At 29.8% G+C, this 19,263-nt stretch carries 17 protein-coding genes, 1 tRNA gene and 1 other RNA gene; 16 read left to right on the top strand and 3 right to left on the bottom strand.

The window, feature by feature from the left end; translation table 11 throughout:
• Position 1: 1 nt before the first annotated feature.
• Positions 2 to 361: a transfer-messenger RNA gene (gene ssrA, locus H2277_RS03515) on the top strand.
• On the opposite strand, the gene H2277_RS03510 is transcribed toward ssrA, so the two are convergent.
• On the bottom strand, positions 362 to 2,446 hold the full coding sequence (locus H2277_RS03510; RefSeq protein WP_337201002.1) for an RNA degradosome polyphosphate kinase: 2,085 nt from the start codon (positions 2,444 to 2,446) through the stop codon (positions 362 to 364).
• Between the two features lie 287 nt (positions 2,447 to 2,733).
• Between H2277_RS03510 and nrfH the strand changes: the two genes are divergently transcribed.
• The 4 genes from nrfH to H2277_RS03490 all read left to right on the top strand — a co-directional run bounded on the left by nrfH (position 2,734) and on the right by H2277_RS03490 (position 5,869).
• Positions 2,734 to 3,225: a cytochrome c nitrite reductase small subunit gene (nrfH, locus tag H2277_RS03505; protein WP_337201001.1), complete on the top strand. Its 492-nt coding sequence runs from the start codon at positions 2,734 to 2,736 to the stop codon at positions 3,223 to 3,225.
• 15 nt (positions 3,226 to 3,240) lie between these two features.
• Complete coding sequence (locus tag H2277_RS03500; protein WP_337200999.1) at positions 3,241 to 5,073, top strand: ammonia-forming cytochrome c nitrite reductase subunit c552; 1,833 nt, start codon at positions 3,241 to 3,243, stop codon at positions 5,071 to 5,073.
• 92 nt (positions 5,074 to 5,165) lie between these two features.
• Positions 5,166 to 5,720, top strand: coding sequence for a hypothetical protein (locus H2277_RS03495; RefSeq protein WP_337200997.1), 555 nt, complete (start codon positions 5,166 to 5,168; stop codon positions 5,718 to 5,720).
• Positions 5,721 to 5,779: 59 nt separating this feature from the next.
• A tRNA-Ser gene (locus tag H2277_RS03490) sits at positions 5,780 to 5,869 on the top strand.
• 1 nt (position 5,870) lies between these two features.
• Here the strand turns inward: H2277_RS03490 and H2277_RS03485 are convergent.
• Complete coding sequence (locus tag H2277_RS03485) at positions 5,871 to 6,851, bottom strand: phospholipase A (protein ID WP_337200995.1); 981 nt, start codon at positions 6,849 to 6,851, stop codon at positions 5,871 to 5,873.
• Positions 6,848 to 7,423: a molybdenum cofactor guanylyltransferase gene (locus H2277_RS03480; RefSeq protein ID WP_337200993.1), complete on the bottom strand. Its 576-nt coding sequence runs from the start codon at positions 7,421 to 7,423 to the stop codon at positions 6,848 to 6,850. Before H2277_RS03480 ends, H2277_RS03485 begins: the two co-directional genes overlap by 4 nt.
• A gap of 61 nt (positions 7,424 to 7,484) precedes the next feature.
• Here H2277_RS03480 and H2277_RS03475 point away from each other — a divergent pair, with 61 nt between their 5' ends.
• The 11 genes from H2277_RS03475 to H2277_RS03425 form a co-directional block, all read left to right on the top strand.
• Positions 7,485 to 8,792, top strand: coding sequence for an NFACT RNA binding domain-containing protein (locus H2277_RS03475; protein ID WP_337200992.1), 1,308 nt, complete (start codon positions 7,485 to 7,487; stop codon positions 8,790 to 8,792).
• Between the two features lie 2 nt (positions 8,793 to 8,794).
• A complete protein-coding gene (locus H2277_RS03470; RefSeq protein ID WP_337200991.1) occupies positions 8,795 to 9,130 on the top strand; it encodes a hypothetical protein in 336 nt (111 codons plus the stop codon).
• A gap of 10 nt (positions 9,131 to 9,140) precedes the next feature.
• Positions 9,141 to 9,866: a phosphatidate cytidylyltransferase gene (locus H2277_RS03465; RefSeq protein ID WP_337200990.1), complete on the top strand. Its 726-nt coding sequence runs from the start codon at positions 9,141 to 9,143 to the stop codon at positions 9,864 to 9,866.
• Positions 9,863 to 10,936, top strand: coding sequence for a 1-deoxy-D-xylulose-5-phosphate reductoisomerase (gene dxr, locus H2277_RS03460; protein WP_337200988.1), 1,074 nt, complete (start codon positions 9,863 to 9,865; stop codon positions 10,934 to 10,936). Before H2277_RS03465 ends, dxr begins: the two co-directional genes overlap by 4 nt.
• On the top strand, positions 10,936 to 12,324 hold the full coding sequence (locus H2277_RS03455) for a M99 family carboxypeptidase catalytic domain-containing protein (RefSeq protein WP_337200986.1): 1,389 nt from the start codon (positions 10,936 to 10,938) through the stop codon (positions 12,322 to 12,324). The genes dxr and H2277_RS03455 overlap by 1 nt, the downstream gene beginning before the upstream one ends.
• Entirely contained in the window at positions 12,321 to 13,328 is a 1,008-nt protein-coding gene (gene tsaD / locus H2277_RS03450) for a tRNA (adenosine(37)-N6)-threonylcarbamoyltransferase complex transferase subunit TsaD (RefSeq protein WP_337200985.1), read from the top strand. Before H2277_RS03455 ends, tsaD begins: the two co-directional genes overlap by 4 nt.
• A 1-nt stretch (position 13,329) precedes the next feature.
• Positions 13,330 to 13,848: a prepilin-type N-terminal cleavage/methylation domain-containing protein gene (locus H2277_RS03445; RefSeq protein WP_337200984.1), complete on the top strand. Its 519-nt coding sequence runs from the start codon at positions 13,330 to 13,332 to the stop codon at positions 13,846 to 13,848.
• Positions 13,835 to 15,088 (top strand): DUF2920 family protein, encoded by a 1,254-nt coding sequence (locus tag H2277_RS03440; protein WP_337200982.1) that lies wholly within the window; start codon positions 13,835 to 13,837, stop codon positions 15,086 to 15,088. The genes H2277_RS03445 and H2277_RS03440 overlap by 14 nt, the downstream gene beginning before the upstream one ends.
• Entirely contained in the window at positions 15,075 to 16,325 is a 1,251-nt protein-coding gene (locus H2277_RS03435; RefSeq protein WP_337200980.1) for a DUF2920 family protein, read from the top strand. The genes H2277_RS03440 and H2277_RS03435 overlap by 14 nt, the downstream gene beginning before the upstream one ends.
• Positions 16,326 to 18,152 carry a motility associated factor glycosyltransferase family protein gene (locus H2277_RS03430; protein ID WP_337200979.1) on the top strand — a complete coding sequence of 609 codons (1,827 nt, stop codon included), beginning with the start codon at positions 16,326 to 16,328 and terminating at the stop codon, positions 18,150 to 18,152.
• An 83-nt stretch (positions 18,153 to 18,235) separates the two neighbouring features.
• Positions 18,236 to 19,263 (top strand): flagellin hook IN motif-containing protein (locus tag H2277_RS03425; protein ID WP_337200978.1); only part of this gene is annotated, 1,028 nt, incomplete at its 3' end.

The raw sequence follows: 19,263 nt of genomic DNA, 5'->3' as shown, positions 1-19,263 counted from the left end.
TGGGAGCGACTTGGCTTCGACAGGAGTAAGTCTGCTTAGATGGCATGTCGCTTTAGGCAAAGCGTAAAAAGCCTAAATAAAATTAAACGCAAACAACGTTAAATTTGCTCCTGCTTACGCTAAAGCTGCGTAAGTTCAGTTGAGCCTGAATTTTAAGTGATACTATCTAGCTTGAAATTTGGTCATCTTAAGATAGTGTAGTTTAAAACTTGACACATTTTAAACGAAATTAAAGTCTTAGCTATATTTTTAAGTTTTGGAAGATGAGCGAAATATAGTGAAACAGTCATCTTTGCTAAGCATGTAGAGATCTTTGTGGGGTTATTTTTGGACAGGGGTTCAATTCCCCTCGCTTCCACCATTAATTTTCCTTAAATAATTTTGACGCTAATTGTGTTGCTCTAGTTTGATCTGTATCCTTTTTTAAGGTTTGATATATCTTGCTAACATAATCTTCTAAGGTTTGTTGAGAGTCTATAGTTTTGTCATTTTGCTCAACCTTGATATATTCTCCATCACTTTGTAATTCATAGGCTAAAGTGTTATCGCTAAGTTGCAAACGTAAAAATTGCGCTAATTTAGCTTTATTTCTTTCATCAAAAATTGGAGTCATAAGTTCTAAACGACGTTCTAAATTCCTTGGCATCCAATCTGCGCTTGATATAAAATAATTAGGTTCACTATGCTTAAAATAAAATACTCTTGCATGCTCAAGATATTTTCCTATGATGCTTCTTACACGTATATTTTTACTGTATTCTTGATTGGGTTTTAGGCAACAAATTCCTCTGACAATAAGATCGATTTGAACTCCTTGTAAACTTGCTTCATAAAGAGCTTTGATAATATGACTATCTACTAGAGAATTCATTTTAGCAATAATAACACCTTCGCTACCTTTAGCTGTTTCTATACGAATCATTTCTAGAATTTTTTCTTTAATCTGATTAGGACTCATAGAAAGAGTTTTAAGGTGACGATTCTTATTGAAACCAGATAGAATATGAAAAAAGCTTGTTACATCTTGAGCGATTTCAGCTTTATTGGTAAAATAACTTATATCCGTATATATTTTTGCACTACTTGCGTTATAATTTCCTGTGCTTAAATGGATATAAAATTTAAGTTTTTCTCCTTGTTTACGTATAACTTGAGAGACTTTAGCATGGACTTTAAAACCTCTAATTCCATAAATAACATGCGCACCTGCATTTTCTAAAGCTTTTGCCCAATGTAGATTATTTTCCTCGTCAAAACGAGCTTTTAATTCTACCATGACTGTAACTTGCTTTCCTTCGCTAGCGGCATCAATCAAAGCTTGGACGATTTTTGAATTTTTTTCCACTCTATAAAGTGTCATTCTTATAGAAATAACTTCAGGATTTTGACTTGCTTCTTTTATAAATTTATATACAGGATCAAAACTTTCATAAGGTTGAATGATTAAGATATCTTCTTTATCAATTGCATCAAAAATGGATAAATTTTCATCAAAAGGAGGTAAAGTTTTTGGTGTATAAAGAGGGCTTAAAAGATGGGTAAACGTCTTATTTCCTACAATTTGCCAAATTCTTGGAAGATTTAATAAAGTTGAGTATTCATAGACATCCTTATGAAAAATTTTCATATGAGTGCTTAAAAATTCGACTATTTGCTCATCCGCATCTTTTTGAATTTGGAGTCTGACAAAAGCACCTTTTCTTCTTAATTTTAAGCCTTGTTCAAGTATCATCATAAAATCATCCGCTTCTTCTTCTTCGATAACCATATCTGCATTTCTTGTGACTCTAAATGCTGCTGAAGCTAATAGTTTATAACCAGGAAAAATTTCTTCAATATGTTGATGAACGATACTTTCGATAGGAACATAAATATTTGAAACTACCTCATAAAAACGAGGTAACACTCTTGAAATTCTTACCATTCCAAATTTAATAAGTTCTGGATGTGATTTATCGCAAATTTTAACTGCTAAAGAAAAAGATAGATTGTTTAAATGTGGGAAGGGATGTGTTGCATCAACAGCTATAGGAACGATTACAGGGAATATATTTGAGAAAAAATATTCATCACATTTTTGCTTTAAATTTTCATCTAAATGATCATATTGCTTGATAAATAAATTTTCTTTTTCAAGTTCTTTGGTAATGTCTTTAAAATATTCTTCTAAAAGTTCTTTTTCTTTATGCAAATATTTGCGTATAGCTTTAAGTTGTTCCAAAGGACTCATTTCATCACTACTGCTTGCATTTACACCTGCAGAAAATAATTGTTTAAGCCCTGCAACGCGTATCATGTAAAATTCATCTAAATTTGTACAATATATAGCAATAAATTTAAGTCTTTCTAGTAAAGGTATTGCTTTTGTGCATTGATTTAAAACTCTTGAATTAAAGCGTAACCATGAAAGTTCTCTATTTAAAAACATATCAGGATTTGTTTGCATAGAAAATTTCCTTTTTTTATTTTAATTTTACCATTTAAAAATCAATGATTTTTTACAGAGCTTATAAGAATTTAATTTTCATAATATTTATTTAAAAATAAAATTTATTTTTTATTTTGAATAGTTAATAAATTAAATTTATTTTTAAAATTATCAATGTATAAAAAATAAAAATTATTATTAATTAATTATTAATAAATATATTTAAATTTTTATTAATAATATTTACGTTATAATCTCAGATTATCTTTGTTTAAGTTTTAAATGCTTTTTAAAGGGGTATAAAATTGAAAAAAACTTTAAGTTTATTTAATGTTTTTCTTATTTTACTCTTTGTATTTTTTGTGATTGGTTTTTATACCTTTTATAATGCAAAAGGTACGTCTTATTTGAGTAATGCGAGCGAATCTTGTAATAATTGTCATATTATGAATGAGGTTTATAACGAATATATGCAAGGGCCACATTCTAAAAAAGTTAAAGGAGAAACTAGGGCAACTTGCGTGGATTGTCATTTGCCTCATGAATTTTTTGCTAAATGGATTGCTAAAGCACAAAGTGGATTGGGGCATGCTTATGCTTTTACTTTTAAACTTGATGAGCTTCCTACAAATTTAAATGCAAGTAATAAAACCCAAGAAACTATACAGCAAAATTGTATTCGTTGCCATACAGATTTTGCGCAAGCAGCGATCAATGCAACCATTAATCCCCACGCACAGAATTCTTTAAAATGCGCTTCTTGTCATAAAGATGTGGGTCATAAACATGGAATTTAATAAGGAGATTGTGTCATGAAAAAAAATATTTTACGTTTAGGTATCATCATTCTTATTTTACTGATTTTAGGAGTTTTGTGGCTTAATAATGATATTGAACAAAAAAAGAAAGATGAATTAAATAAAAATATCATCACTGCAAGTGCCGATCTTTCTTTATTGAGCGATGATGATCCTAATTACGAAAGATGGGGTAAGGTTTTTCCAGAACAGCTTGATATGTATTTAAAGGTTGAAAAGGAAAAACCACAACCAACTGAATTTGGTGGTAATTTAGCTTATTCTAAGTTGATTCGTTTTCCGCAATTAACTATTCTTTGGGCTGGTTATCCTTTTAGCGTTGATGCTAATGAGGAAAGGGGGCATTTTTGGGTTCAAATTGATCAAATGAAAACTGCAAGAAATAACAAAGATTTTTTAAATGCTCACGGATTTAAAGCTTTTAAGGGGCAACCTACAGCTTGTATGAATTGTCATAGCGGGTGGACTCCTTGGCTAATTAAAAATGTTGCTAAAGGAGATTTTGTAGCGTTTAATTCTACAAATTATTGGACAATGATAAAAAACATTCCTGCAGCCAATGACATAGAGGAAAATTCACTACAGCATGCCGGAGCACACGGTGGAAAGAGAATGGGCGTAACTTGTGCAGATTGTCATAATCCAAGTGATATGAGTTTAAGAGTGACTCGAGAGGCTGCTATCAATGCTTTAGTGGCAAGAGGTTATGAAAAAGATCCTATCCAAGGTATAAAAGCTAGCAGAGAAGAAATGAGAACTTTGGTTTGCTCGCAATGCCATGTGGAGTATTATTTTAAACCAACTGGAGAAAAAGTTAAGGTGATGGGGGAAAGTATTGCTGATGATAGCTCTAAAAAATGGTGGGATGGAACTCAAAAAACTTATGATGAGTATGAATTTTGGAGAGATGGTAATAAGGCAAAAGAAATAGAAACAAACGGAATCATGCTTACTTTTCCTTGGAATGAGTGGAAAAAAGGACAGCCATTTAGAATTGAAATGTTTGACGAGTATTATGATAAAGTTCGTGCGATCTTTGGCGCAGATTTTACACATAAACTTACAGGAGCTCCAATTATTAAAATTCAACATCCAGAAAGTGAGCTTTATAGCGGTGGTGTGCATGCTTTAAATGGTATAACTTGTGCAGATTGTCATATGCCTTATATTAGAGAAGGCGCTAAGAAAATTTCTCAACACAATATTACTTCTCCCTTAAGAGATATCAATTCAGCTTGTAAAGCTTGTCATAAACAAAGCGAAGATGAGTTAAGAGCACAAGTTAAAGATATCCAAAATATAGTTGCTTCAGAACAAAGAACAGCTGAATATGCTTTAGTAAGTTTTATTATGGATACTAAAAAATTACGTGAAAAATTAGGCGCTATGGAAAAATTTCAAACTGATAGTAAGCCAGATGAGGCTAAGATCAGTACAGAATTAAAAGATGTTTTAGAGCTTCATAGAAAATCTCAAATGAGAGTTGATTTTGTCAATGCTGAAAATTCAACTGGTTTTCATAATCCACGCGAAGCTTCAAGAATTCTTTTCCAAGCTATAGATATGGCAAGAATTGGGCAGGCTAAGCTTTTAGAAATTGCAAATACTAATGATATAAAAGATTTTCAAATTTCTAATTTAGGCTTTGAAGATATTCAAAAATTAAACCCAGGTGAGCTTTATTATAAAGTTGATGTTAATGGACATAAGGCAGGGGAACGCTACTATGAAGGTGAAGAAGATGTTAATGGAAATCCTCCAAAAGAACTCTTAGAAGAGGATAAAAATCTTTCTCCTTATAATTATAAATTTATGGATAAAAAATGATTTACAAATCCCGCTTTGGGATTTGTATTTTTTCACATTCAATTCACATTATTTTCTTATAATTGCTCGGAAATTATTCAAAGTTGGAAAAAATGATTCATAAAAATAAATTATTCAGACAAATTCATATTTATATAAGTTTGTTTTTCTTACCTTGCGCTTTAATGTTTGCAATTTCTGGCATTACTTATATTTTAGGTTTTGATCAAGATGTGGGTTTGAAAGTGCAAAGTTATAAATTAAATCAATATATAGAAAAAGGCAAAGAAAGAGAAGCTTTGATCGAATATCTTGTAGAAAATAAATTAAAACTCCCATCAAATATAGAACCTATAAAAAGCAAAAATAAAGGAGTGACCATCGGTACAATACACTATAGTGCCAATATAGCGCCTATTGGTGTAAATGAATATCTTATCACTCTTAAAATCAGATCTTTATTGGGTGATATGATTATGCTGCATAAAGATAAGGGTTTGTGGTATTTTTCTATTCTTAGTGTTGGGTTTGGAGTTACTTTATTTTTGCTTTATATTTCAGGACTTATCATTACATTTTTTTCAAGCAAAAAAGATAGAAAAAAGCAATTATTTGTTTTAATTTTAGGATTTTTGATCACTTTTATTTTGGCTTATATCAGTCTTTAAATTTTTGTTTTAAGCTAAGTATTATTTAAATTGCTGTATAATCATACTTTTATTTTTAAGGACAGATGGGTGAGCGGCTGAAACCACACCCCTGCTAAGGGTGCAGATCTTAACGGGTCTCGAGGGTTCAAATCCCTCTCTGTCCGCCACTTAATAAGAAATCAAAAATCCTGTAGAAAGTCTTTGTAATTTTCTATTGTAATCAATTAAACTTTCCCCATAGCCATTGAAATATTGTAAATACCAATAAATTCCGTTGTTAAAAATATCATATCCTATATCAACTTGAATCGCACCTTTATTGCGGCGAAGATTAAGGTTGTTTCTTAGCATAATATTAGCAAAATAATCTTTGCCTAAATATCCTAAATTTAAATCAAAATTTCCAAGATAATGCCTAATATCAGGATTATCATCATCTTTTCTTTTTTCGGGAATTCTATACCATATTCTAGGAACAAATAAAAAGCGTTCATAAAAAATGGCAGTTGAAGCATAGATTCTATTCCACGAGCGAGATTCTAAATTTTCATCACCCTTGCCGTTACTTTCATGTAAAATTCCTAAGCGAAGATTGTTAAAAAAAGAATGGTTTTCAAGAGGAAAATCAACGAAAAATTCAGGCTGATAATTCGTCTCTCTAAAAGGGGAGGAGTGTTTATAATTTTGCCACCAAGAAGTTTGAGTATAGCCTATATAGTATTTTTCATTAAGTCCAAATAAATTTTCAAATAATCTTTTTTTAATGCTGAGTTGAAATTTCATTTCCATTTTGCGATTATCATTACCAAGAGAGCCAAAACTATAAGCAAAAGGCAAAAAATAATTCATTTTGTAAGCTGTAATGCCAAGTGGATTAAAACCCGTATCTTCATCAAGATAATTTGCTAGGGCAAGTTTAGAAAAGTCTTCTTTATCTTCTGGATTTTTTCGGGATTGGATGTTTGAAACCACTATTTTTTCATGTTTTTTATCATCAATAAAAGATTGAGTTTGATTTTTTAAAAGCAAGTTTTTATAAATTTGCATAGCTTTTTTATAATCACCTTTTTTTTCAAATTCCAAAGCTTCTTCAAAATTTTCAGCCCATGCTAAATTGCAGATTAAGAAGAATAAAATTATTTTTTTCATTTAAACTCGCTTTTGAATTTTTCATACTCTTGATAAAAATTTAAATTTAAAAAGGCATCTTCATTTTCAAATTCTACAAATTTAGTCTTAACTTGAGAAAATAAAAGTCCAATCTTATGTTCATTTTTTTTCAAATACTCTTCACATAAATTTTTTAAAGAACTGTGATAAAACCCGCATAAAGGATGTTTATAAGATTTTGTTTTGGCTATAATGATATAATAGTCTTCCTTTAAAAAAGAATGAAGTTTTAAAATTTCATTTTCGCTGATACTAGGACTGTCCACACTTAAAATAAAAACAAATTCATCTTTAAAATAAGAAAATATAGAATATAGTGCGAGCATAGGGGAGTAAAATTGAAATTTTAAATCATCTTTTATGAGTGAAAACTGCTGGTTAAATTTATCTTCTTTGGCGCTTACATAAACTTTTTTAAAAAAACGTGACATTTTTTTGACTTGAAATTCGCTTAAAGTCTCATTTTTAATTTTTAATTTACTTTTATCTTCACCCATACGACTTGATTTTCCGCCACATAAAATCACACAATTTAATTCTTTAAGTTTCAAAATTCATTCCTTTTTAAAAAACTCTACCATAAATTCGCTAAAATATCTTATAATTTTTATTATGAAATATACAGAGCTTTTGCAATTAAGAGATTTTTTTTGTGATTTTAAAAAAGTCGATTTTATAAAACGTATCAATGATAATGTTTTAGAACTTAGCCTTGAAAGACAAAAATTTATTTTTGATTTAAGTCGAGGAAATAGCGCGATTTACACAGCTAAATTGAATGTTAAAAATTATAATGCTCCTTTTGATTTTATGCTTAAAAAATATTTTAGCAATGCTTTATTAAAAGATGTAAAGGTATTGCAAGATAATCGTATTTTATGTTTTCATACCCTTGCAAATAAATCTTATAAAAGTTATGAAAATAAAATTTATTTTGAATTTACAGGTAAAAATACCAATGTGATTATCACAGATGTAAACGAAATGATTATTGAAGCTTTAAGGCATATTGATAAAAGTTATCGCATTGTAAAACCTAATGTTATTTTAGAGTCTTTAAAGCCTTATAAAATGGATGATTGTTATGAAAAAATTGTTGATTTTAGTCTCTATTTTGACAATAAATTTAAGTCTATTAACCAAAACAAAATTCATCAAATTAAAATTTCAAAACTTGCGCAAATGGATAAAAAAATACAAAATTTAAATGAAATTTTATCAAGTTTAGAACAAGAAGATTTTTTGATCGAAAAAGCTTTGGAGTTTAGAAAAAAAGCAGACGTTTTGTTTGCAAATTTGAGTGTTTTAAAAGAGCATGAAAGAGAATTTGAACTTAATGATTTTGAAGATAAAAAAATGCATTTTAAACTTGAAACAAGCCCTAAAGAGAGTGCTAATTTATTTTATAAAAATGCTAAAAAATTGGAACAAAGAGCTAAAAATTTAAATATACAAAGGGATAATTTAGAAGAAAAATTAGATTTTGCTTTAAATTTAAAAGCTTTATTAGCCAAGGCTAAAAATGAGTTTGAGCTTGAAATTTTATTGCCCAAAAAAAGCAATAAGAAAAATAACGAAAATAAAGAAAGTGATCATATTGCATATTTTTATTTTCAAGATTTTAAAATTTGTGTAGGAAAAAATGAACAAGGAAATGAAATTTTATTAAAAAATGCAAAAAAGGATGATCTATGGTTTCATGTGAGAGATATTCCAAGTTCTCATGTGATTGTTATTTCAAACAAGAGAAATATTAGTGAAGATGTGATAGAATTTGCCGCAAAACTTTGCGTGAGTTTTTCAAAGTTAAAAAAAGGTTCTTATTGGGTCGATTATACTTTAAGAAATTTTGTCAAGGTTCAACAAAAGGCATTTGTCAATTATGTCAATTTTAAAAGTATCAATATTACAAAGGATTAAATATGCCAGTAAGCCCTTTAGGAAATATGAATTTTATCAATCAAAATATGGCTTATCCAGCAACTCAAGCGAGTAATGAACTTGCAAAAGAGGGTGTTAGTGCTGCTTTAAATATGGCAGCCGCTAAAGAAGAAGAAAAAGTGATCGATAAGCTTGAAAAAGTTAATGAAGCACACGATATAAAAGAAGAAATCAAAGAAAAAGCAGAGCAAGAAGAAAAAAAGAAAAAGCACAAACAAGAATTAGAAAAAAGTGATCAAGAGGATGTTAGTGAAGAAAATGAAGAAGAAAATTTTAAAAACGCACAAAGTATCCATCGTATCGATATGAGTATTTAAAGGATGAGAAATGTTTAATTCAACTAGGATTATTTGGGGTTTATTGATGGTTGCAGCGGTGATTATCGTTGCGTTAATCGATCAATTTTTTATCAATTTTATTATTTTTGGAATTTTATTGTTTTTAGCTTTTAATGAAGCAAAAAAACTTTTTAATTTAGAAAAAGTGAGCATTATACCTTTGGCTTTGGCTTTTATTTTGGGTACTATGATTTTAAAGCCTTTATTTTTAGGAATTTTAGCCGCACTTTTGATCCTTGGATATCAAGTGTATAAAAAGTCAAATTTAAAACCTGCTTTGATTTATTTGTATCCTAGTTTGCCTATTTTAGCACTTTGGCAAGTGTATTTAGCTCATGGAATGTTTGCTTTATTTTGGTTAATTTTAATTGTTGCAAGTTGTGATAGTGCCGCATATTTCATAGGAAAGCTTATGGGAAAAACCCCTTTTTCTCCTACAAGCCCTAATAAAACCTTAGAAGGCGTTATAGGCGGACTCATTTTTGCTAGTATATTTGGAACTTTAATAGGAATTTTTGTTTATGATTTTTGGCTTTCTTTGCTTTGCTCTTTCTTTTCAGCTTTTATGGCGGTTATAGGGGATTTATTAGAAAGTTATTTTAAAAGAGAAGCAGGAGTAAAAGATAGTGGAGATTTAATCCCAGGACATGGTGGTTTGCTTGATAGAATTGATGCGGTGATTATCGCTGCTTTTGTCATGGTTAGCTTTTTATGATCGTTTTTGGAAGTACTGGAAGTATAGGAGTTAATGCTCTTAAGCTTGCCGCTTTAAAAAATATCAAAATTTCAGCCCTTGCTTGTGGAGAAAATATTAAGCTTTTAAACAAGCAAATTCAAGCCTTTAAACCTCAATTTGTCGCGATAAAAAATGCTAAAGACAAGCATTTGGTAAAGCATGATAAGGTTTTTATAGGACAAGCTGGTTTAGAAGAAATTTTACAAAATTGCCAAGACGATTTTTTGCTTAATGCTATAGTAGGATTTGCAGGATTAAAAAGCACTATTAAGGCAAAAAAATTAGGCAAAAAAATCGCCCTTGCCAATAAAGAAAGTTTAGTAGTAGCAGGAAATTTTCTAAAAGGGGCTAAAATCATCCCTGTAGATAGTGAGCATTCGGCTTTAAATTTTTTACTTAAAGATAAAAAAAACATAAAAAAACTTTATATTACTGCAAGCGGTGGAGCTTTTTATAAAAGCAAAATTAAAGATCTCAAAGATGTTAGCCCCAAAGATGCACTCAGGCATCCAAATTGGGCAATGGGAGCTAAGATAACTATAGATAGTGCAACCATGGTAAATAAGCTTTTTGAAATCATAGAGGCATATCATTTGTATGATTTTAAGGATATTGATGCTTTAATAGAGCCAAAATCCATTATTCATGCAATGTGTGAATTTAAAAATGGTGCGACTACAGCATATTTTTCAAAAGCCGATATGAAACTTGCTATTTCAGAAGCTATTTTTTCTACTCATGAAACTCAAATTTTAGATCCTATTGATTTTGTTAAACTTTCTAGTTTAAAATTTTATGAAATCAGTACAAGAAAATATCCTGTTTTTAAGCTTAAAAATTGGCTTTTAAAAGAACCTAATTTAGGCGTGATTATCAATGCGGCTAATGAGGTTGGGATAGAAAATTTTTTAAATTACAAGGGTAATTTTTTGGATATTTCAAAGACGATTTTTAAAGCACTTGATCATTTTGGAGTTCCTAAAATTTCAAGTATTGAAGAAGTTTTTGAATATGATGATAAAACAAGGAAATACTTAAAAGGTTTTTGATGAAATTTTTTTTAGTTGTATTATTTTTATATACGAGTGTTTTTGCTTTGGATTTTAGTGTAGGGGAGAATGGAAAAAGCTTAGATGATAATAATACAGTTTTGATTTTTGGTGGAATTCAAGGCGATGAGCCTGGTGGGTTTCATGCTGCAAGTTTGCTTTTGAGTGATTATAATATCACTAAGGGTAAGATTATCGTAGCACCTAATTTAGCTTTTGATAGTATTATTAAACGTTCTCGTGGAAATAATGGCGATTTGAACCGAAAATTTGCGAGTATTAGTCCAAAAGATCCTGATTATAAAACGATTGAGCGTATTAAAAAGCTTATTTTATTGCCTGAAGTCAGCATGGTGATCAATCTTCATGATGGATGGGGATTTTACAAACCTACCTATGTGGATGCTTTGCAAAATCCCAAAAGATGGGGAAATTCTAGCGTAATTGATACAAGCGAAATCAATGCAAGTAAATATTCTAATCTTGAAAATATCGCCACGCAAACGGTTAATAGCGTTAATTCCTCTTTGGCTGATCCTAAACATGCCTATCATCTAAAAAATACCAAAACGCAAGAATTAGGCGATACAGAAATGCTTAAGGCTCTGACTTATTTTGTTATTTCTCATCATAAAGCCGCTTTTGCCAATGAAGCGAGTAAAAATTTACCTGTAAATTTAAGAGCGTATTATCATCTTTTGGCTATTGAAAATTATTTAAAAACAGCCGGTATTGAATTTGTAAGAGATTTTGAATTAACCCCAGAAGGTGTAAAAGAAGCGATCAATCGAGAACTTGAGGTAAAGCTCTTTGATGATAGAATTTTACTTTCTTTGAAAAATCCAAGAAAAACGATTAAATATTTGCCTTTTCCAGTCAATAAAGAGCTCAATTACAATACAAGCAATGAACTCACAGCTGTTATTGCTGATGGTTCTTCTTTTTTTGTTCAGTATGGCAATCGTTTTCAAACAAGAATTTATCCTGAGTATTTAGAATTTAGCGATCCTTTTGATGAGGTAACTATAAAAGCAGATCAAAAAGATCTTATTGTGCATTTTGGTACTAAGGTTAAAGTTAAGGAAAATTTTTTAATCCCTAGCATTAAAGGGGTACGTGTTAATATCATAGGTTTTGATCATGGTAAGGATGAAAGCAACATTTTTATACATAAAAAAGATATGCAACAAGTTTATTCTTTGGATATGGAAGGAAAAATTTATCGTGTAGAATTTTATGAATTAAGATGGGTAAATTTACAGCAGCTTTTAGAAAATGCTACAGATGCAAAGTTGATCAAAAAAGCAAAAATTTTAGATCCAAGTATCTTAAAAGCAGCAAAAACTAAAGATAAATTTATCGGCTCTATTTTAGTGGAATTTGAATGAAAAATTTAATCCTAGCTATAGAGAGCTCTTGTGATGATAGTTCCATTGCCATTATTAATAAAGATAATTTAAAATGCATTTTTCACAAAAAGATATCTCAAGAGCTTGAACATAGCGTTTATGGTGGGGTTGTGCCAGAGCTTGCAGCTCGTCTTCATAGCGCAGCACTACCAAGTATTTTAGAACAATGCAAGTCTTATTTTAATGAGCTTTGCGCCATAGCAGTGACAAATGAACCAGGGCTTAGTGTATCTTTGCTTGGTGGTATAACCATGGCTAAAACTTTGGCTTCAAGTTTAAATTTGCCTTTAATTGCGATCAATCATCTTAGAGGTCATATTTATAGTCTTTTTTTAGAAGAAAAGCCTATTTTTGATATGGGAATTTTGCTTGTAAGTGGCGGGCATACTATGGTACTTTATGTCAATAATGAAAGAGAAATTCAAATTCTAGCTAATACAAGTGATGATAGTTTTGGAGAAAGTTTTGATAAAGTGGCTAAAATGATGGGTTTAGCTTATCCTGGAGGGGTGATTATAGAAAATTTGGCTAAAAATGCTAAAAATAAAAATATAAAATTTAGCATCCCTTTAAAGCATTCTAAAGACTTAGTCTATAGTTTTTCAGGGCTTAAAAATGCAGTACGTTTAGAAATTTTAAAGCATAAAAATTTGGATGAGGATATAAAAGTAGAAATCGCTTATGGCTTTGAAGAAGCTGCTTGTGAACATATCATGGATAAATTAGAGAAAATTTTTAAGCAGTATTCTTTTAAAGAATTTGGTGTTGTTGGGGGTGCGAGTGCGAATTTAAATTTACGTTCGCGTTTAAAAAGCTTGTGTGAAAAACACAATATAAAATTAAGATTAGCTCCTTTAAAATACTGCTCTGATAATGCTTTGATGATCGCAAGAGCTGCGGTGGATGCTTATAAAAGATCAGAATTTGTTAAAATAGATGAAGAAATTCTTAGCCCTAGGAGTAAAAATTTTTTAAGGATATAAAATGAAAAAAGCCTTTACGATTTTAGAACTTGTCTTTGTGATCATCATTTTAGGAATTTTAGCGGCTATTGCTTTGCCAAAATTAAGTTCAAGTAAAGATGAAGCAGAATTAAGCAAATCTTTAAATAATCTTAAAACTTTGATCAATGATATCAGTATCTATGCTTTAAAAAATGATGCTTTAAGCACTATCAATTCGATGAGTAATGTCAGCGGAGTTGAAAATGTTGATTTGAAAGATTTTAGCGGGGTTAAAGAAGTCAATTTTAAAGTAGGCGATGATAAGGAATGTTTAAAACTTATTTTTGTTAATAAAACAGATTTTATTTTTATGGGAATTTCAAGCAATGAAGCTAGTAAAAAGGTTATAGAGAGTGGTTTGGATAAAGAATTAGAAAACATTGATTTTACAAGCACTTCTAAAAATAAAGCTTGTGTAGCTTTAAGCAAAAATGAACATTTTAAAAGTTTAGCTTCAAAAACTTACACTCTAATAGGAGTCAATGATGCTAATCAATAAAATTTATGAGATCGATTCTTGTGATGATGTTGAACTTAATATAAAAAGAGAATCTAAGCTTGAGTTTAAATTGTGGTATGATGATGAAAAAAATCCTGAGGCTTTGGTATTTTTTATACAAGGTCTTGGAGCGGATTGTCATGATAAAATGTTAGATTTTATTGCTAAGGATTTGATGCAAAAATTCAGCATAGCCCTTGTGAGTGTGAATTATCATTGTATAGGAAATCGTCCAGATACTGGCTCTACTTTTTATATGGATGAGATTGATAAACTTATTTTAGATGCTACTACTCAAGCTGCAGATATAAAACTACCTTATAGTGTGGATAAAATTCAAAATTATGATCAAATGAGTGAAATTTTTCATTTTATCAATCAAGCTTTGATAGAAGGGAAAAAAGAGGGTAAATTTAGACTGGATTATTATTTAAATTTGCACGTCAGTTTACAACCAACAAAAAATGAATATCAAAATTACGGCATTATGCAAGCTCAAGATCTTGTAAATACAGCTCTTTATTTAAAGAAAAATGCTCCATTTGATACCATGGGGGGGGGTATTCCTGTGATTATGATTGGCACTTCTAGAGGAGGATATTTAGCATATTTGGCTGCAAAAATTGCTCCTTGGCTTATAGATGGGGTGATTGATAATTCTGGTAGCGCTAAGCTTTTATGGCGGCTTGTTGGGTTTGGAAAAGAGATTGATTTTATGCAGTATTCTGAATTTGCTACCTTTGATTTTTTTCAGCACATAAAAGTTTTTTGCTCTAACAAAACTTTTTGGACAAGCAATAGTTCTTCACCTTATTTTTTCTCTCCAGCAAGACGCATGATCCGCAATATTTTAGAACCAAGTCATCTTCAAGTGTGTGCTAAATTTCCTAACACTCATTATGTGAGCTATCACTCCATTAAAGATAAAAATGATCTTTTAGAAGATAAAATAGCTCTTTATGATTATTTTAAAAGATTAGGTTTTGATGCAAAATTAAATTCTATTACTAATGAATCACAAATTGATGGAAAATTTATAAAAAGTCTAGATCATGGTATGGGCATACCTGTAAAGCTTATGATCAAAAAAGAACTTCCTATTATACTTGAAAAGATTAAAAATAATCCTAAAAAAGAGTATAAGGATAAAAGTATAAGTTATCTTTGTGAAGATTTGCTTTATAAATTCACTCAAAAAGAAGATAAGATATTGTTAGAGGTTAAAAATGCTAATCAATAAAATTTATGAGATCGATTCTTGTGATGACGTTGAACTTAATATAAAAAGAGAATCAAAGCTTGAGTTTAAACTTTGTTTTGATGATGAGAAAAAGCCTGAGGCTTTAGTGTTTATCACTCCAGGGCTTGGCGGGGATGCTGATGATAACTATCGCGAGCATTTGGCAGAAACTGTAGCAAGAGATTTAAATGTTGCTGTAGTGAGTGTGAATTATCATTGTATAGGAAATCGTCCAAATACTGGCTCTACTTTTTATATGGATGAGATTGATAAACTTATTTTAAATGCAACTTGTAAAGCAGCAGATATAGAACTACCTTATAGTGTGGATAAAATTCGAAATTATGCTCAAGCATTTGAAATTTTAAATTTTATTAATCAATATTTAATTGAAAAGAAAAAACTAGGTCTGCTAAGTATGGATTCTTATGTTAATTTACATGTAAGCTTACAACCAACAAAAAATGAATATCAAAATTACGGGATTATGCAAGCTCAAGATCTTGTAAATACAGCTCTTTATTTAAAGAAAAATGCTCCGTTTGATACTATGGGGGGGGGTATTCCTGTGATTATGATCGGTAGTTCTCATGGAGGATATCTATCTCATTTGGCTGCTAAAATTGCTCCTTGGCTTATAGATGGGGTGATTGATAATTCTAGTTATGCTAAATTTCTTTGGAAATTGGTTGGCTTTGGAAAAGAGATTGATTTTATGCAGTATTCTGAATTTTCTACTTTTAGTTTATTTAGACATATTTGTATATGTGGTTCTACAAAAACTTTTTGGACAAGCAATAGTTCTTCACCTTATTTTTTTTCTCCAGCAAGACGTATGATCCGCAATGTTTTAGAACCAAATCATCTTGAAATTCAATCCTTTTATCCAAAACCTTATTATGTGAGTTATCATTCCTTTTATGATAAAAGAATTGCTCCGCCAGAAGATAAAATAGAACTTTATGATATTTTTAAAAAATATCATTTTGATGCAAAACTTTATATGATTAAAGATCAAGATCAAATTGATGGAAAATTTATTAAAAGTTTAGCCCATGGTATGGACATGTCTATAAAAACACTTATAAAAAAAGAACTTCCTATTATGCTTGAAAAGATTAAAAATAATCCTAAAAAAGAGTATAAGGATAAAAGTATAAGCTATCCTTGTGAAGATTTGCTTTATAAATTCACTCAAAAAGAAGATAAGATATTGTTAGAGGTTGAAAGGAATTAAATGAATATTTTAGAAAAAAATATACAAGCTTTAGCCAGCGGAACTAATGAACCTTTGGCTTTAAAACTTAGCAATTTTTTAAAAGATTCACAATGTGTTCGTTTTAGCTTGGATGAAAAATTAAATATTTTTGATTTTAAAAATCAAGTTTTTATGTATAGTGATGTGGAACAAGAAATTACTTATTTTCAAAAGGCGATTTTAGAAAAGACATTGAGATATCCTTTTGTTTGTATCTATGGTATAGGTAATGCTTTGCTTGTTAAAAATTTAATTTCATTTTATAAACATATTTTTATTTTTGAAAGCGAGGTTGAGCTTTTTTATTTGGCCTTAAGCATAGTTGATCTTAGCGAAGAATTAAGAAGTGGCAAAGTCTATCTTATAGATACCAATGAAGAAAAAATCAATATGCAATTAAGTATATTGTTTGACCAAAAAGATATGTTTGAGTACCTTAGTTTGTATGAAATGTTTATGAATTCTTATTATAAAAAATATTTTATAGATGAGATAGCAAAAATAGATGATATAATTTATGAAAATATTAATTTTATTATTAGAAATTTAGATACAAGTTCTAAAATACCTTTAAGTTGCTATGATAATTTCATACAAAATATTCCTTTAATGTTTAAAAATATCCCTTTTCAAAGAATTATCCAAGAGAGAAAAAATCAATTTGAAAATTGCATAGTGGTTTGTGCTGGACCTAGTCTTGAAAAGCAAATTCCACTTTTAAAAAAGTATCAAGAAAATTTTGTGATTTTTTGTGCAGATGGGGCTTTTTCTTTGCTTTATAAAAATGATATTATCCCTGATTATGTTTTAAATATAGATTTTGAAGAATATCCACTTGAATTTTTTAAAGAGATTGATAAAGATAAACTAAAGCAGACCTTGTTTGTTTTAGCTCAAAGTACTCATCCAAAAATTACTAAATATATAAGTGATATCAAAATAAATTTTTGTATCGTCTTAAATAGAAATTTAACTTATGAAAAGATGAATACATATGATTTTGGCTACTTAGAAATTGGAACCCATGTAGGTCATATGTGTTATACTTTAGCTTTAGCTTTAGGATTTAAAAATATAATTATTATAGGTCAAGATTTAGCTTACAATGAAAAAGGAAATTCACATTTTAGTGATTTTACTTTAGGAAAAGATGCTGATATTGCTTTAAATATTCCTAGTTTAAAAACTTTAGCTTATGGTGGAGAGGGTGAAGTTTTAACCCATTTGACTTGGGATGATTATAGAAAAAAGTTGGAATTTTTATTTGCTAATAATACTCAAGCAAATTTTTATAATGCCACTGAAGGTGGAACTAGGATAGCTTTTACTAAAGAATTAAGCTTTAAAGAATGTTGTTTAAAATTTAAAGATAAAAAAGAAAAAAGTCTTGAAATTCCAAAAACTTTAACTTCAAATAGAAGTGATAAAATTTTAAAAAAAGTTTTAGAGTATTTAAACAAAGATTTAAATATTATCAATCAGGCTCTAGAAGATGCTAAAATACTAAAAAATGCCTTAGAAAAAATTCTTTTAAGCGGCAAAGAACTTCCTTTTGAATTTTTAATGAGTGTTTATAAAAATATAGAAAATTTTAATTTATTTTTAGAAAATAATGAAATTTTCAAAGAAGGAATTTTTAAAGGAATTTTCTTTAATAGAGGATTTGAAATAAGCAAGATTATTTCTCAAAAAATTCAAGATGAGCGCAAATATTTATTTTTAATTATTTCAGTTTATAAAGACTGGCTTGCTTTATTGATCGAAAAATTAAATATAAGAAAAGAAAGTTTGCAAAAAATTATTTAAAACTATAAAGATTTTTTTTACACAAACGATATAGTGTTTAACAAGTTCATGGATGAGCTTGAATTTATTTAAAAGGATTTAAAATGGGATTTCGTATAAATACAAACGTTGCAGCTCTTAATGCTAAAGCAAACTCAGATCTAAACTCTAAAAGCTTAGATGCGTCTTTAAACAGACTTAGTTCAGGTCTTAGAATCAACTCAGCAGCAGATGATGCTTCAGGGATGGCTATTGCAGATTCACTTCGCTCTCAAGCTAACACTTTAGGTCAAGCTATATCTAATGGTAATGATGCTTTAGGTATCTTGCAAACTGCCGATAAAGCAATGGATGAGCAACTTAAGATCTTAGATACCATTAAAACAAAAGCAACTCAAGCAGCTCAAGATGGACAAAGCTTAAAAACAAGAACTATGCTTCAAGCTGATATTAACCGTTTGATGGAAGAGCTTGATAATATCGCTAATACTACTTCATTTAACGGTAAACAACTTTTAAGTGGTAGCTTTACCAATCAAGAATTTCAAATCGGTTCAAGTTCAAACCAAACTGTAAAAGCAAGTATCGGTGCGACTCAGTCTTCAAAGATCGGTGTAACAAGATTTGAAACTGGTTCACAAAGTACGACTTCTGGCGTGGTTGGACTTACTATCAAAAATTACAATGGTATTGAAGATTTTAAATTTCAAGATGTTGTGATTTCAACTTCAGTTGGAACGGGTCTTGGAGCCTTGGCTGAAGAGATCAATAGAAATGCTGATAAAACAGGAGTTAGGGCAAGTTATGATGTAAGAACAGTTGGAACATTTGCTATTAAAGAAGGAACTACATCTACTGATTTTGCAATTAATGGTGTAACTATTGGTAAAGTTGATTATAAAGATGGAGATGAGAATGGTTCTTTAGTTTCTGCGATCAATGCGGTTAAAGATACTACAGGAGTTCAAGCTTCTAAAGATGAAAATGGAAAACTTGTTTTAACTTCTGCTGATGGACGAGGTATTAAAATAACCGGTAATATAGGTCAAGGTTCAGGTATCTTAGCTAGTCAAAAAGAAAACTATGGAAGATTGTCTTTAGTTAAAAATGATGGACGAGATATCGATATAGG

The organism is Campylobacter sp. W0014, assembly GCF_020135975.1.
In the GTDB taxonomy this organism is placed as follows: domain Bacteria; phylum Campylobacterota; class Campylobacteria; order Campylobacterales; family Campylobacteraceae; genus Campylobacter_D.
The sequence above is the reverse complement of the archived record's forward strand: the minus strand, read 5'-3'. Positions and strand labels throughout refer to the sequence as shown.